The organism is Lactiplantibacillus sp. C232 (genome assembly GCF_023806725.1).
Taxonomy (GTDB): Bacteria; Bacillota; Bacilli; order Lactobacillales; family Lactobacillaceae; genus Lactiplantibacillus; species Lactiplantibacillus plantarum.
The window spans coordinates 122327-138216 of sequence record NZ_JAMSKZ010000006.1; the positions used below are offsets into that span (position 1 = coordinate 122327).

Sequence of the window (15890 nt, forward strand, 5' to 3'; positions counted from 1 at the left end):
AGCATTAAGCTAACATAAAGTCTATCAGAAAAATTGGAAACTCTTACATTAACTGGTAAGATGGAATTAATATCGGATATGGGAGATGTTGATGTATGTTTAATGATCATCGCTGGGGGTTTGATTGGACTGAATTCATGACGGGGATCGTTTTCTTGATCGCCGCTTACTTTGTCATCAAGCAACCACAAGCAGCACTTTTAAGTTTAGTCTTTTTATTTGCCATCGCCGCAATTATTAGCGGGGTCACCACAATCGGTGGGTACACAAAACTACGCCGTGAAACAGGGTTGCGGGCAAACTTTGCCCTTGTGTTTGCGATTATTGATATTTTAGTGGGGTTATTATTTTTATTCCACGCACCGACTGGGGTACTGGTACTCGGTTACGTCTTTGCCTTTTGGTTCTTGATCGATTCGATTGAACGGCTGACCGTAGTCTCACATCTACGCGTCTTTGGAACCGGGTATTTTGTTCTATCTTTAATCTTGGATATTATTAGTTTGGCATTGGGAATCTTATTAGTAATCAATCCAATGATTGCTGTGATTAGTTTCAACGTACTGGTTAGTTTCTACTTTGCAGTTTTTGGCATCAACGCAATCTTGATTGCTTTTGCTCGGCGTAACTAGCTTGGCAGTATTGACTCGTTAGCGATACTTGGCGCTCACTATTGGTGGTGTCAGGGTGTTGTTAAGGGGTCTTTTTTTGCGCGTTAATGTAATACTGTTTGGAATCAAATGGCGGGTCGAAGTGGCACGTCAGTAGAAATGACACACCCGGTGTGTTATACTACCAACAATATGGACTAGAGGGGGCCAATACAGCATGGCAGAATCATTACAACTAGTAATTATTTCTGGGATGAGCGGTGCCGGTAAGACGGTTGCGGTTCAAAGCTTTGAAGACCTGGGCTATTTTTGCATTGACAATATGCCACCAGCGTTATTACCGAAGTTCTCAGAATTAGTTGAGGAGTCGGGTAAAATAAAGAAAGTAGCGTTAGTGATTGATTTACGCTCGCGGGCTTTTTACGACGAAATTATGGATATGTTGGCTAACTTAGACAACACGGACTTTGTGTCGACCCGGATTCTGTTTTTAGATGCTTCCAACGAAGAATTAGTGTCACGTTATAAAGAGACGCGGCGTTCCCATCCATTAGCCATGGAAGGTCGCGTCATGGAAGGCGTGCGCAAAGAACGAGAATTATTGGCGCCATTGAAAGATCGGGCTTCATACGTCATTGATACGTCGACGTTGACACCACGTGAATTACGCGAATCGATTTTTGATAAATTCGAAACGGATCAGGATGAGACTTTTCATATTGAAATGCTATCATTCGGTTTTAAATACGGACTCCCGATTGATGCAGATATCGTTATGGATGTGCGCTTCTTGCCTAATCCATACTACATTCCTGAATTAAAGAAGCTGACGGGACTAGATAAACCTGTGGCGGATTACGTTATGCAGCAACCAGCTACGGAAGCTTTCTACCAGCAGTTCTTGAGTATGCTGGAAAGCATTATGCCCGGCTATGAAGCCGAGGGCAAGAGTAGTTTGACAATTGCGATTGGCTGTACGGGTGGTCAACACCGGTCCGTTGCCTTGACGCAACGTATCGGTGAAGCGCTGGCTAAGCACTACAAGGTTCACATCAGTCATCGTGATATTGAGAAACGAAAGGAAACTGTTAATCGCTCATGAGAAAATACACATTTAAGACCCAGCGGCCTAAAATTGTGGTGATTGGTGGAGGAACCGGTTTGCCGGTTGTTCTGAACGGCTTGCGTAAGCAGGCAGTCGATATTACCGCAGTGGTGACGGTGGCTGATGATGGTGGGTCATCCGGCATTATTCGCAATTATGTTAACGTGGTTCCACCTGGTGATATTCGTAATGTAATGGTGGCGTTGTCGAGTTGGCCGGATTTGTATAAAGATATTTTTCAGTATCGTTTCCAGGGTGATGATCAATTTTTTGCAGGTCATGCGATTGGTAATTTAATTATTGCGGCACTAACGGAAATGAAATCCGGGGTGTTTGACGCGGTGCAGGAATTATCAAATATGATGCAAGTAGATGGTCATGTTTACCCGGCAGCCAACGAGGCACTCACGCTACATGGTAAGTTTAGTGACGGTACCGAGTTAGTAGGTGAAGCCGAAATTACCGCTGCCCATAAGTCATTGGAACGTGTTTGGGTCACTGACAAGAATGGTAAGGAACCACAAGCAGTTCAACCAGTTATTGATGCGATTATGGCGGCAGATCAGATTGTTTTGGGGCCCGGTAGTTTGTTTACCAGTATTCTACCGAACCTAACGATTGGAAATATTGGTCGGGCCGTCTGTGAGTCTGATGCAGAAGTGGTTTATATTTGTAATATTATGACTCAAAAAGGTGAAACGGATAATTTCTCCGATGCTGATCATGTGCGGGTCTTAAACCGTCATTTGGGGCAAAACTTTATTAATACGGTGTTAGTTAACACCGAAAAAGTGCCAGAAGATTACATGGATTTTCATAAGTTTAACGAAGTTTCAAAGCAAGTGAGTCATGACTTCCGGGGGTTACGTGAACAAAACTGTCGCGTAATCTCATCGAACTTCTTGAAACTCCGTGATAATGGGGCCTTTCATGATGGCGACCAAGTTGTCGCTGAATTAATGAATCTAGTCGGTCATTCCGACGTTTTCAGATAAGGGGGTCGTGGCATGTCATACGCCAGTGACGTTAAGAAAGAATTGACTAACCTCGCTGTCCATCGCGAGAATGCTAAGGCTGAATTAATGGCTTTGATTCGAATGAATGGGGCGATCAGCATTGCTAATCATCACTTCATTTTGAATATTCAGACGGAAAATCCGGCCATCGCGCGGCGTATTTACCGGCTACTCAAACAATTTTATGACGTCGATAGTGAATTGATTGTTCGGCGCAAAATGAAATTAAATAAGAATAATTTGTACATCGTACGATTGAAGACCGGTACGGACATGGTACTCGCTGATTTGGGTATTTTAAAGGATTATCAAATCGTTGAAGTGGCACCAACTGAAGTGTTAACGGATGATGCTGCGGTGCGTTCTTATTTGCGTGGCGCCTTTTTAGCGGGCGGTTCGGTTAATAATCCTGAAACTTCCCGGTATCATTTGGAAATTTACTCACTGTATGAGGAACATAATCATATGATCTCCGAGATGATGAATCAGTATGGCTTGAATTCACGAACGACTGATCGGCGTGGTGGTTTCATTACGTACATCAAGGAAGCGGAAAAAATTGCCGACTTCTTGTCGTTGGTTGGTGCGACCAATGCCATGCTTAAGTTTGAAGATATTCGAATCATGCGGGACATGCGTAACTCGGTCAATCGGTTGGTTAACTGTGAGAATGCCAACATGGATAAGGTTGCCAATGCCTCTAGCAAACAGATTGAAAATATTTTATTGATCGATGCTACGGTGGGATTACAACAGTTACCACCAAAATTACAAGAAGTCGCTGTTGCCCGGTTGGAACATCGTGAAGTTAGCCTCAAGGAACTAGGAACCCTTGTTCCGGGCGGGCCGATTTCTAAGTCTGGAATCAATCATCGGCTGCGTAAAATCAATCAATTTGCGGAACAATTACAAAAAGATGCTTAGTTGTCGATAAGGATGGCTTAAGCATGAGTTTTGTTGAAAAGCTTGCTAACCATTTTAGATGGTGTTAGCGGCTTTTTTTGGTTGAAATGGATTGATTGTCGTTCGCCATACTCGAAAAGCACTTGACAAAAGTAAGTGCAACTATTTATACTGAACACATCTTATTGAAATCGGAGAGACGTAATTATGCAAAAATCAACAATGCAAATGATGATGTGCTGCCCATGTTGTGAATCAAACAACATGGCTATTTGCGTTGAATTACAAGCGTCTCTGCATCAAAAATAACGGGATTGAGCTCAAATCGTTAATTTTGAAACGCCTGCTTGGAATCTGACGAGATTCTGAACAGGCGTTTTTTGTTACAACCGATGGGAATAAGTAGATCAACACATCAAAATGGGAATGTAAAGGGGCGAGAAGTTTGAAGAAGCGATCAGTGTTAGCAGTGGTAATGAGCCTAGTATTAGTGACGGTGCTGGCTGCGTGTGGGAAGCACAATAGCCAGTCTTCTGGTAATGGCAAGTATGCAAGTAGTCAGGTTTTAAACTTGTCGTACCCTAGTTCATTGGATTCAATCGATATTTCCAATATGTCGGGATATGGCAGTACGGGTAATATTTTTGAAAGCTTATACCGGTTAGGAAAGAATGGTAGCATTACACCGGGATTAGCTAAGTCAACTAAGGTTTCAAAGGATGGCAAGACGTATACCTTTACGATTCGCAATGCAAAGTGGAGCGATGGTTCGAAGATAACCGCGCAAGACTTTGTCTATTCTTGGAAACGGACCGTCACCCCAGCAACTAAGTCACAGTATGCCTACCTCTTCTCAGGGGTGAAGAATGCGGATGAAATTGTCGCTGGGAAAAAGTCACCAAGTACATTGGGCGTCAAGGCGCAAGGCGAACATACTTTTATTGTGACTCTTGATAAGCCAATTACTTATTTTAAGAAGTTAATGACCTACCCGTTGTTTGGACCAATTAGTGAGAAAGCGGTCAAAAAGTGGGGTAATAAATATGCCACTAAGGCTCAGTACATGCTCTACAGTGGGCCGTTTAAGTTGACTGGCTGGACTGGAACTAATAATAGCTGGCAGTTTGTAAAAAATAATCAGTACTGGGATAAGAAAGCTGTCCACCTACAAAAGATCAACTACACGGTCAATGAGAGTACTACGACAACATTGAACTTGTTCCAAGAAAAGAAACTTGATCTAACGCAATTAGCGAGTGAACAAGTTAAGAATATGAAGAGCAGTTCTGACTATACCACGTACCCTTATTCTATCACCGCGTTTCTGGTTTATAATTTCCAAGACAGTAATGCGACAATCAAAAAGGCGCTCAATAACGCTAAGATTCGTCAAGCAATTTCATTGTCGATCAATCGCAAGACGTTAGTAAAGAATGTGATTGGTGACGCATCAACGGTCTCAAAGACGTTTGTTCCTCAGGATTTAGTTAAAGACGCTAAAACTGGTAAGGATTTTGCAGATGAATCAACGGTTAAGAATTCAACGTCATATAACAAAGCGCTGGCACAAAAGTTATGGAAACAAGGCCTTAAGGAAACGGGAATTAAGAAATTGTCCATTCAGTTATTAGCTTCTAATGACGAACCTAATAAGCCGATTTCACAATACTTGAAATCAGCATTAGAAAAGAATCTCGATGGTTTGACGGTCAACTTATCCAACATTCCATCAAAGGTAGCTTCAAGTCGTGCTCAAAGTGGTGATTTTGACCTTTATCTCAGTGGTTGGGGTGCTGATTTCAACGACCCAATCTCGCACTTGCAAATTATGACTAATAATAGTGGTTATAATTACGGAAAATATAACAGCAGCACGTACAATGCGTTGGTTAACAAGGCTCAAAACCAGGATGCCAATGATACTAGTGCTCGTTGGCAAGATATGATCAACGCTGAGAAGACGATCATGAAGGATCAAGGAATTACGCCATTGTATCAGACGGTATACTCTTATTTACAAAATCCAAAGGTAAAGGGTATTATTCATAATACTGCTGGGACACAGTGGAATTATAAGTATGCTTATATTGCCAAATAATTAACTGATTTAGGGACGTTCATGGTAACTGGTCGTTTAGCTGTTACCTTAGTAGGAGCGCCAGGTCCATACGTTGCCTTGATCAAAACAAAATAGCGGTCCATTTCGACTTGTCAGAGTGTCTTGACGAATCGAAGTGGACCGCTTATTTATTTCGACGAATGGTTCTACAGTGCTTGAGTTGTCACGCAAGACAACTACACTGATTGGTCTATGCTGGTGTTACGTCGTTAACCACGTACTTGATTGGCTGATGTTGGGCCATCGCAATCACATTCTCCGCGACAATGGTAGCCATGCCATCGCGAGCTTCGACCGTTGCGTTGCCAAGATGAGGTGTCAAAATGACGTTGTTCATCGTGGCCAAACCAGGTGTGACTTGCGGTTCATGTTCGTAGACGTCGAGTGCAGCGCCAGCAATTTGATGTTGTTGCAGCGCCGTCACAAGTGCTTGCTCGTCGACAATTGGCCCCCGTGCGGCGTTGATGAGGAGCGCCGTGGACTTCATTTTGCTAAAAGCAGCATTATCGATTAGATGCGTTGTTTGTGTGGTAAGCGGCAGATGTAAAGTGACGATGTCGGCACGCTGTAAAAGTTCATCCTGGGAGACAAAGGTTGCGCCAAGTTGCGTTTCACGGCTAATCGGTAGGCGGTGGTGTTGGCTGTATAAGATGGGCATGTCAAAGGCGTGTAATCGTTTGGCAACGGCTTGACCAATTTGGCCAAGGCCTAAGATGCCGAGTGTCTTGCCTTGTAAGTTGTGGCCGAGAAAGAACAGTGGCGCCCAACCGTTAAAGCCGCTAGTTCGCATTAAGTGATCGCCTTCCACGATACGATGCGCTAGGCTGATAATCAAACCGACCGTTGATTCAGCGGTTGCGACCGCCGAAACGTTTGGCGTGTTCGTGACTGGAATCTGGCGCTTAGCTGCTGCCGCGATATCGATGTTATTAGTGCCAGCACCAAAATTAGCAATCAGTTTAAGGTGTGGGGCGTGGTCTAAGACATCTTGATCTACTTGAGTTGAGAGTGGGGTAATCAAAAAGTCGGCATCAGCGACTCGACGGATGAGTTCCGCGTGACTGATCAGGTTATCGCCGGTATAAGTATCAATGACTAACTGACTTTGTAAAAGTAACGTATTAGCTTGGGCTGGAAGCTGACCAGCAATAAAGACTTTTGTCATTATAGAGACTCCTTTTTACTTTTAAGTTCAAGGACAAGTAATATTGTCCGGGTAGTAATCCCTGCTTATGTGCAGTATGGGCTATTGCAAAACGAATGACAAGAAAACGAGCAAAAAAACTGGGCCAACGTCTAGTTAGCCCAGTCAAAGATATTAGCTTATTTTAATTTGTTGTTTTCCATAATATCATCGATCAAACCGTAGTCTTTAGCCTCTTGTGCGCTTAAGTAGTTATCACGTTCAGTATCATGGTTCAACTTTTCAACGGATTGTCCCGAGTTGTCAGCTAAAATCTGGTTGATCTTTTTACGAGTCTTCAAGATTTCTTCCGCAACAATTTCAATTTCCGTTTGTTGACCTTGAGCACCACCAGATGGTTGGTGAATCAAGATTTCAGAGTTAGGTAAAGCAAAACGCTTGCCCTTAGTACCAGATGAAGCTAAGACGCTGGCCATGGAAGCAGCCATCCCCATAACGATGGTTTGAACATCAGATTTGATGAAGTTCATCGTATCGTAGATTGCTAAGCCGGCAGTAACGACACCACCTGGTGAGTTGATATAGAGATAGATGTCCTTACCTGAATCTTGGGCATCCAAGAAGAGTAGTTGGGCAATAATGGCGTTTGCCATGTTATCTTCAATGGGACCGGATAACATAATGATACGGTCCTTTAATAGTCGTGAATAGATGTCATAAGCACGTTCGCCACGTGATGACTGTTCAATAACTGTAGGAACTGGATACATGATTTGTTAGCCTCCTAAGGTTGCATTATTTGATTAGCTGATTGCTAATATAAATGTAGTTTACCGCTAAGGTCAGTGAAGGTCAAAAGAAAAACCTCAAAAACAGAATTCCGTTTATGCAGTTAACGTGGTATACTTAGGTTTCTATCATAATACGGCTTGAGATTGGGTGAACCCAATCTCTTTTTTTTCGACGATTTTAGTTAGTAGGCCTTGGATTAAGTGTTGCGTCTACCTTGGCTTGAAAACGATGTTCTCTTATAATAATGATTCAAGATTAAGCAGTAATGAACTTGCATATTCAGCACTAATGTGGTGATTTAAAAGTAGTCGACCCGCATAATTTTATTATCGCGATAGTAGGTGAATCAATTTACTGATAGTGACCCACAACGATGAGTCTAATAGAAGTTGGAAATTCGCACGTGAGCCGACATATTAAACGACTTGACCTTGTTGCTGGACTCAAGTTGCTCGCAACGAATTAATCAGTATCGGATGCATGAATGAAATTTACCATGATTAAAACGATTCTATAATATAATAACAATTGTAGTAATTATTATTTGAATAGTGTAAGTTTAGCTGTTATTAAATCTACTAAACGACTACACTGGTATATGGTTTACTTGAACTGATTACTTTTTGATTATTTTTACTTGGACGAGCGGGTATAGGTACTATTACTGACCCCGAAAGGATATTACTTGTTGTTTGGTTTAAATTAAGTTACTATATGGAGATGTGACTGGTATAGTCCAGTAGTTGTCACTTAAATAAATGCACAAAAAAAGCTGAGAATCATTTCTCAGCTACTGATGCGCCCGGAGGGAATCGAACCCCCATCTCAAGAACCGGAATCTTACGTGCTATCCATTACACCACGGGCGCCTAAACAACATATTATATTCTAGCGAATAATGGATAAAAACACAAGGGTTTTACATAAAAATTTATTCAGGGAGGTATTTTTATGGCACTGGGACCAGGATTTCGCCAGCAACAGCGGCAATCACAGAAGTTAGCGATGACCCAGCGACTACAACAATCCATTCAGATGTTGCAGTTTAATGTGGAAGAACTAAGAGATTTTCTAACGCAAAAAGCATTAGAAAACCCATTGATCGATGTGGATACAAATTGGAATAATAATCACGCCAGTTTGAACGCAGCCAAAAATGTAACCACTAAGGCGGATTTCATTGAGCGTGTGTCGACCTCTAATCAGCATTCGTTATTTGAATACTTGTTGGATCAGATTCACCTAACGATGCGTGATACCCATTTGCGTCAGATTGTCCTTTATTTAATTGAGTACGTTGACGTGAATGGTTATTTGCGGATTGATGAGAGGCAGGTTCGGCAAGAAACTAAGGCAACGCCAATTGAGTTGTTGGATGCAATTACCTTATTACAACAACTTGATCCGCCGGGTGTTGGGGCCCGGAGCTTGCAAGAAGCGCTGATGTTGCAGACAGAAAATGATGACCATGCACCGAACTTAGCCTATATTGTCTTAGAAGAAAGTTTTGACGAGCTGGTTAATCGACAATGGGACTTGTTGGCTAAGAAGTATCAGGTGACGCTTGCGGACATTTCAAGTATTTATGATTATGTGCGAACACTAACACCCGTACCCGGTGCGGCAATCGGGCAGGAGACGACCGGGTACATCTTTCCCGATTTAGTGGTGACGAATCAGGGAGGCCAGCTGGCATTGCGAACCGCATCCATGGCTCAACCGGTGGTTAAATTCCGCAGTCGGTATTATCAGCAGATGGGGCAGCATGATGATCAGGAAGTTACGGAATATTTGAAAGAAAAGAAAAGTGAGTATGACTGGATTGCTAACAGTTTGCAGCAACGCGAGGCAACCATTTTTCGAGTGGGAACGGCCATTATCGAGCGTCAAGCAGACTTCTTCTTGGAAAAAACGACGGATTTACGGCCACTATTGTTACGAGATGTTGCCCAACAGTTAAAAGTGCATGAATCAACAATCAGTCGAAGTATTAATGGAAAGTACATTCAAACGGACTTCGGTATGTTTGAACTTAAACGTTTCTTTACCAAAGCGGTCAGTAAACGTCCCACTGGTGGCAAAATCGTTTCGGCCGACAGTGTTCAACACCGAATTGTGACCTTGATCGAACAGGAAAATAAAGAAAAACCGCTTTCAGACCAAAAAATTGTTCAGATTCTTAATGCGGAAAATGTCGAACTTTCTCGGCGGACAGTGGCGAAATATCGCGAAAATCTTAATATTCCGTCGTCATCAAGGCGAAAACAATACTTGAGAACCGAACGATAATTTAACGCGCCATTTGGACCAGTCGGTTATAAGCTTAATTGGGGTTTCATTTGCAACCACCTTATGAACCTGTTATAATTCATGTTGTGGTAAGAGAGGTATGCAACATTGATTTCTTAGTGAATTTGCGTTGTGTGCTTTGTTTTTTGAAGTCTTTGGGTCGCTTTTCGACATAGCTGGACCAGACCCGTCCCACTAGAGAGCAGGTTGGATGCCATGCATTCAGATATTCAATGGATTGAGGCAATTGCCCCAGATATGGTTGACATGCTGAGTCGTCGTTACTTAGTATTAAGAACCATTAATTGGATGGCCCCAGTTGGACGTCGGCTATTAGCTCAGACGTTAGGTGTTAGCGAACGGACGTTACGGACCGAAACGGATACATTGCGGAAGCTAGATTTGATTATGACAAACAAATCGGGCATGCAAGTTACCCAGCAAGGTCAGGACGTGTTAGTAGGACTAAGTCATTTTATGGATGAGCTAATGGGCATTCGCCAGAAAGAACGACAGTTGGCGCAATACTTTAATATTAAGCGTTGCATCATCGTTTCTGGTGATTCCGATCGACAGTTGAAAGTTATTGGGACCATGGGCGAAGAAGTGAACCAGCTATTACAGCAATTATTGCCGGAAGGGCGTAATATTATTGCTGTTATGGGTGGGCATACCATGGAACATGTGGCAAGTCACTTAACTAATAAATTAGGTGATAAACGTGATTTGTTATTTGTTCCGGCGCGTGGTGGTGTTGGTGAATCGGTTGCGATTCAAGCAAATACCATCGCGTCACAAATGGCACAACATACTGGCGGTAAGTTCCGCTCGTTGTTTGTACCAGAACAGGTCAGTGAACGAACGTATGAACCACTCCTCAAAGAACCAAGTATTCAAGAGGTGCTGGCGATTATCGGGCAAGCTAACGTGGTCGTGCATAGTATCGGTGAAGCCATTTCAATGGCCCATCGCCGGAATATGTCTGAGGATCAGATCAAGGTGTTACGCAGTCGTGAAGCGATTGGTGAAGCCTTTGGTTACTTCTTTGATAAGAAGGGTAACGTGGTCTACCGGATTCCGCGGATTGGATTGCAAATCGGAGAACTGGCCCATCGGGAGATTATACTCGCCATTGCGGGTGGGGCTTCAAAAGCCACCGCAATTGCCGCGTATATGAAGAACATTGCACCTAAACAGACGTGTTTGATCACGGATGAGGGTGCGGCTAACTTGATTTTAAAAAAGTAATCTTCTATAGTGAAGTTGCTTTTTAAAATAAAACTATTTTTATTTCCACAAGGAGGAAATTCTAGTATGTCTGTAAAAATTGGTATTAATGGTTTCGGACGTATCGGTCGTTTAGCATTCCGTCGTATCTTAGAACTTGGTGAAAAGTCAAGTGATATCGAAGTTGTTGCTATTAACGATTTAACTTCACCTGCATTGTTGGCTCATCTTTTGAAGTATGACTCAACTCATGGTACTTTGAACGCTGACGTTTCAGCAACCGACGATTCAATCGTTGTTAACGGTAAGAACTACCGTGTTTATGCTGAACCACAAGCACAAAATATTCCTTGGGTTAAGAACGACGGTGTTGACTTCGTTCTCGAATGTACTGGTTTCTACACTTCAAAGGCTAAGTCACAAGCTCACTTGGACGCTGGTGCAAAGCGTGTCTTGATTTCTGCTCCTGCTGGCTCAGACTTGAAGACCATCGTTTACAACGTTAACGATGACATCTTGACTGCAGATGACCGTATCGTTTCTGCTGGTTCATGTACTACTAACTGCCTTGCACCATTAGCATTCTTTGAAAACAAAGAATTCGGTATCAAGGTTGGTACTATGACTACTATCCATGCTTACACTTCAACTCAAATGTTACTTGACGGCCCTGTACGTGGTGGTAACTTCCGTGCTGCCCGTGCTGCCGGTGTAAACACTATTCCTCATTCAACTGGTGCTGCTAAGGCTCTTGGCTTAGTTATCCCAGAATTGAACGGTAAATTACAAGGCCATGCACAACGTGTTGGTGTTGTTGATGGTTCATTAACTGAATTAGTTGCTATCTTAGACAAGAAAGTTACTGCTGACGAAGTTAACGCCGCAATCAAGAAGCATACTGAAGGTAACGAATCATTTGGTTACAACGATGACGAAATCGTTTCATCTGATGTTATCGGTACTACTTTCGGTTCAATCTTCGATCCTACTCAAACAGAAGTTACTTCTGATGGTGACAACCAATTAGTTAAGACTGTTGCTTGGTACGATAACGAATACGGCTTCACTTGCCAAATGGTACGTACTTTATTGAAGTTCGCCACTCTCTAATATTTGATTAGATAGTTAAGAACTTTAAAACCGCATATGGTTTTGACGGCGGGGGGAGGCAAAACTCCTCTTGCCGTTTTTTTAATTTCAGCAGTCACGAATTCTAGGAGGATTTTAACATTGGCTAAATTAATCGTTTCAGATTTAGATGTTAAAGATAAAAAAGTTTTAATTCGTGTCGACTTTAATGTTCCAATTAAAGACGGCAAAATTGGTGACGACAACCGGATCGTCGCTGCCTTACCAACGATCAAATACGTGATTGAACATGATGGCAAAGCCATCTTATTCTCACATTTAGGTCGGATTAAGAGCGAAGACGACAAGAAGGGCTTAAGCTTACGTCCTGTTGCAGAACGTCTTTCAAACTTATTAAACAAGCCTGTTACCTTCGTACCTGTTACTGAAGGCGAACAACTTGAAACTGCCATCAACAACATGAACGACGGTGACGTCTTAGTTGTTGAAAACACTCGTTTTGAAGACGTTGTTAACGGCGAACAAGTTAAGCGCGAATCTGGTAACGATCCTGAATTAGGCAAGTACTGGGCTTCACTTGGTGATGTCTACGTCAACGATGCTTTCGGGACTGCTCACCGGAGCCATGCTTCTAACGTTGGGATTGCTTCAAACATGGATCAAGTTGCCGCTGGTTTCTTAATGGAAAAGGAAATCAAGTTCTTAGGTGACGCGGTTGACAATCCTAAGCACCCATTCGTTGCTATCTTAGGTGGTGCCAAGGTTTCTGATAAGATCGGTGTTATCGATCACTTAATCAGCAAAGCTGACAAGATCATCATCGGTGGTGGGATGACTTATACGTTCTATGCTGCTAAAGGCATGGGCATTGGTAACTCACTTGTTGAAAAAGACAAGATTGAATTGGCTAAGTCAATCATCGAAAAAGCTGGCGACAAGTTAGTCTTACCTAGCGACTCAATCGTTGCTGAAAAGTTTGATAACGATGTTCCTAGCAAGGTTGTTGAAGGTTCAATTCCTGATGGCTACATGGCCTTAGATATTGGTCCTAAGTCAATCGAAGAATTCGAAGATGTTTTACGCGACGCTAAGACCGTTGTTTGGAACGGACCAATGGGTGTCTTCGAAATGAGCAACTACGCCAAGGGTACGCTTGAAATTGGTAAGTTCTTAGGAACCTTATCAGACGCAACGACCATTGTTGGTGGTGGGGACTCAACTGCCGCTGTTAAGCAACTTGGCGTTGGCGACAAGTTAACCCACATTTCTACTGGTGGCGGTGCTTCACTTGAATACCTTGAAGGTAAGGAATTACCTGGTATTGCTGCTATTTCTGAAAAATAATCTGTTCTCCGAAAGGAAGGTTTATCGTGCGTACACCTATTATTGCCGGTAACTGGAAAATGAACAAAACAGCTAGCGAAGCTTTAGCTTTCGTTAATGCTGTTAAGGATCAATTACCAGATCCATCAAAAGTTGAATCAGTCGTTGCTGCCCCAGCCCTTTTCTTACAGGAAATGGTTGAAGCTGCCAAGGGTTCTGATTTAAAGATTGCTGCTGAAAATGCTTATTTTGAAGATGCTGGGGCATTTACTGGTGAAACTTCACCAGCTGCCTTAGCTGACTTAGGCGTTGATTACGTTGTTATTGGTCATTCAGAACGTCGCGGTTATTTCCACGAAACTGACGAAGACATTAACAAAAAGGCACACGCTATCTTCAAGAACGGCATGAAGCCAATCATTTGCTGTGGCGAATCATTAGAACAACGTGAAGCCGGCGAAGCAGAATCATGGGTTTCAGGCCAAATCAAGGCTGCTTTGAAGGACTTATCAGCTGACCAAGTAAGTTCATTGGTTATTGCCTACGAACCAATCTGGGCCATCGGTACTGGTAAGACTGCTACGAGTGACCAAGCTGAAGAAATTTGTGCGGTTGTTCGTAAGACTGTTGCTGACCTTTACTCACAAGAAGTTGCTGATAAAGTTCGGATTCAATACGGTGGTAGTGTTAAACCAGCCAACGTTAACGAATTAATGGGCAAAGATGATATCGACGGTGGTTTAGTCGGTGGTGCTTCATTACAACCTGATTCATTCTTGGAACTTGTTAATTACCAAAATAACTAATAATAGTTATTGCAAGTTGATTGACAAACTTCTACAATAAGTGTGAAACAAATAACAAGCCAATTTTAAGGAGAGAAATTAATGTCTATTATTACAGATATTTATGCTCGCGAAGTCTTAGACTCACGTGGTAACCCAACTGTTGAAGTTGAACTTTATACTGAAAGTGGCGCATTTGGCCGTGGTATCGTTCCTTCAGGTGCCTCAACTGGTGAACATGAAGCCGTTGAATTACGTGACGGTGACAAGAGCCGTTTCATGGGCAAGGGTGTTACTAAAGCCGTTGACAATGTTAACAAGTTAATTGCTAAGGAAATTGTTGGTTACGATGTAACTGACCAACGTGCCATTGACCAAGCTATGATCAAGTTAGATGGTACTCCTAACAAAGCTAAGTTAGGTGCTAACGCTATCTTAGGTGTTTCCATTGCCGCTGCACGTGCTGCTGCTGACGAACTTGAAATGCCTTTATACAACTACCTTGGCGGATTCAACGCTCACGTTTTACCAACACCAATGATGAACGTTATCAATGGTGGGGCCCACGCCAACAACGACGTTGACTTCCAAGAATTCATGATCATGCCTGTTGGTGCTTCTTCAGTTAAAGAAGCTATCCGGATGGGTTCAGAAACTTTCCACAACTTGAAAGCGATCTTGAACGAACGCGGTTACTCAACTGCTGTTGGTGACGAAGGTGGTTTTGCACCTGACTTGAAGAACAACGAAGAACCATTCGAAATCTTAGTTGAAGCTATCGAACGTGCCGGTTACAAGCCTGGTAAGGATATTGCCATTGCCTTTGACTGTGCCGCTTCAGAATTCTACAACGAAGAAACTGGCAAGTACGACTTAAAGGGTGAAGGCGAAAATGGTCAATCATTTACTGCCGAAGAATTCGTTGATTTACTTGACAGCATTGTTGACAAGTACCCAATCGTTTCTATCGAAGATCCTTTGGATGAAAACAACTGGGAAGACTGGCAAATGGCAACTGCCAAGCTTGGTAAGAAAGTTCAAATCGTTGGTGACGACTTATTCGTTACGAACACGGACTACCTTGCAAAGGGTATCAAGATGGGCGTTGCTAACTCAATCTTAATCAAGGTTAACCAAATTGGTACTTTAACTGAAACTGTTGAAGCTATCGAAATGGCTAAAGAAGCTGGCTACACTGCCATCGTTTCTCACCGTTCTGGTGAAACTGAAGACACGACCATTGCTGACTTAGTTGTCGCAATGAACGCTGGCCAAATCAAGACTGGTTCAATGAGCCGTACTGAACGGATTGCTAAATACAATCAATTAATGCGGATCGAAGACCAACTTGAAAGCACTTCAGAATACAAAGGTATCCACGGTTTCTACAACTTAGACGAAGCTGCACGGAACACCATTACTAGCAAGTAATTTGAAGTTCTAATGAAAACGTCGTTCCGATGGGACGGCGTTTTTATTATACATAA

At 42.7% G+C, this 15890-nt stretch carries 13 protein-coding genes and 1 tRNA gene; 11 read left to right on the forward strand and 3 right to left on the reverse strand.

Features of this window, described 5'->3' with window-relative positions; genetic code table 11:
- The first annotated feature begins 95 nt into the window (after positions 1–95).
- The 5 genes from MZO41_RS07785 (at position 96) to MZO41_RS07805 (ending at position 5733) form a co-directional block, all read left to right on the forward strand.
- A complete protein-coding gene (locus tag MZO41_RS07785; RefSeq protein ID WP_011101155.1) occupies positions 96–632 on the forward strand; it encodes an HdeD family acid-resistance protein in 537 nt (178 codons plus the stop codon).
- 196 nt (positions 633–828) lie between these two features.
- Positions 829–1713: an RNase adapter RapZ gene (gene rapZ / locus MZO41_RS07790; RefSeq protein WP_128650883.1), complete on the forward strand. Its 885-nt coding sequence runs from the start codon at positions 829–831 to the stop codon at positions 1711–1713.
- Positions 1710–2711, forward strand: coding sequence for a gluconeogenesis morphogenetic factor MgfK (gene mgfK, locus MZO41_RS07795; RefSeq protein ID WP_003641037.1), 1002 nt, complete (start codon positions 1710–1712; stop codon positions 2709–2711). Before rapZ ends, mgfK begins: the two co-directional genes overlap by 4 nt.
- A gap of 12 nt (positions 2712–2723) precedes the next feature.
- Entirely contained in the window at positions 2724–3656 is a 933-nt protein-coding gene (gene whiA, locus MZO41_RS07800) for a DNA-binding protein WhiA (protein ID WP_003641038.1), read from the forward strand.
- Positions 3657–4080: 424 nt separating this feature from the next.
- A complete protein-coding gene (locus tag MZO41_RS07805) occupies positions 4081–5733 on the forward strand; it encodes a peptide ABC transporter substrate-binding protein (RefSeq protein WP_003643972.1) in 1653 nt (550 codons plus the stop codon).
- Positions 5734–5944: 211 nt separating this feature from the next.
- On the opposite strand, the gene MZO41_RS07810 is transcribed toward MZO41_RS07805, so the two are convergent.
- The 3 genes from MZO41_RS07810 to MZO41_RS07820 form a co-directional block, all read right to left on the reverse strand.
- Positions 5945–6919, reverse strand: a complete 975-nt coding sequence (locus tag MZO41_RS07810; RefSeq protein WP_013355257.1) for a 2-hydroxyacid dehydrogenase family protein — start codon at positions 6917–6919, stop codon at positions 5945–5947.
- Positions 6920–7077: 158 nt separating this feature from the next.
- Entirely contained in the window at positions 7078–7668 is a 591-nt protein-coding gene (gene clpP / locus MZO41_RS07815; protein WP_003641041.1) for an ATP-dependent Clp endopeptidase proteolytic subunit ClpP, read from the reverse strand.
- An 819-nt stretch (positions 7669–8487) separates the two neighbouring features.
- Positions 8488–8559 (reverse strand) — tRNA-Arg (locus MZO41_RS07820).
- 82 nt (positions 8560–8641) lie between these two features.
- On the opposite strand from MZO41_RS07820, the gene rpoN reads away from it, so the two are divergent.
- From rpoN to eno, 6 genes are all read left to right on the forward strand, one after another.
- Positions 8642–9979, forward strand: a complete 1338-nt coding sequence (gene rpoN / locus MZO41_RS07825; protein ID WP_003641042.1) for an RNA polymerase factor sigma-54 — start codon at positions 8642–8644, stop codon at positions 9977–9979.
- Between the two features lie 216 nt (positions 9980–10195).
- On the forward strand, positions 10196–11227 hold the full coding sequence (locus MZO41_RS07830) for a sugar-binding transcriptional regulator (protein WP_003641043.1): 1032 nt from the start codon (positions 10196–10198) through the stop codon (positions 11225–11227).
- A 66-nt stretch (positions 11228–11293) separates the two neighbouring features.
- A complete protein-coding gene (gap, locus tag MZO41_RS07835; protein ID WP_003643974.1) occupies positions 11294–12316 on the forward strand; it encodes a type I glyceraldehyde-3-phosphate dehydrogenase in 1023 nt (340 codons plus the stop codon).
- Positions 12317–12436: 120 nt separating this feature from the next.
- Positions 12437–13639 carry a phosphoglycerate kinase gene (locus tag MZO41_RS07840; RefSeq protein ID WP_003641045.1) on the forward strand — a complete coding sequence of 401 codons (1203 nt, stop codon included), beginning with the start codon at positions 12437–12439 and terminating at the stop codon, positions 13637–13639.
- A 26-nt stretch (positions 13640–13665) separates the two neighbouring features.
- Positions 13666–14424 (forward strand): triose-phosphate isomerase, encoded by a 759-nt coding sequence (tpiA, locus tag MZO41_RS07845; protein ID WP_003643975.1) that lies wholly within the window; start codon positions 13666–13668, stop codon positions 14422–14424.
- An 81-nt stretch (positions 14425–14505) separates the two neighbouring features.
- Positions 14506–15834 carry a phosphopyruvate hydratase gene (gene eno, locus MZO41_RS07850; RefSeq protein ID WP_003643976.1) on the forward strand — a complete coding sequence of 443 codons (1329 nt, stop codon included), beginning with the start codon at positions 14506–14508 and terminating at the stop codon, positions 15832–15834.
- Positions 15835–15890 lie beyond the last annotated feature (56 nt).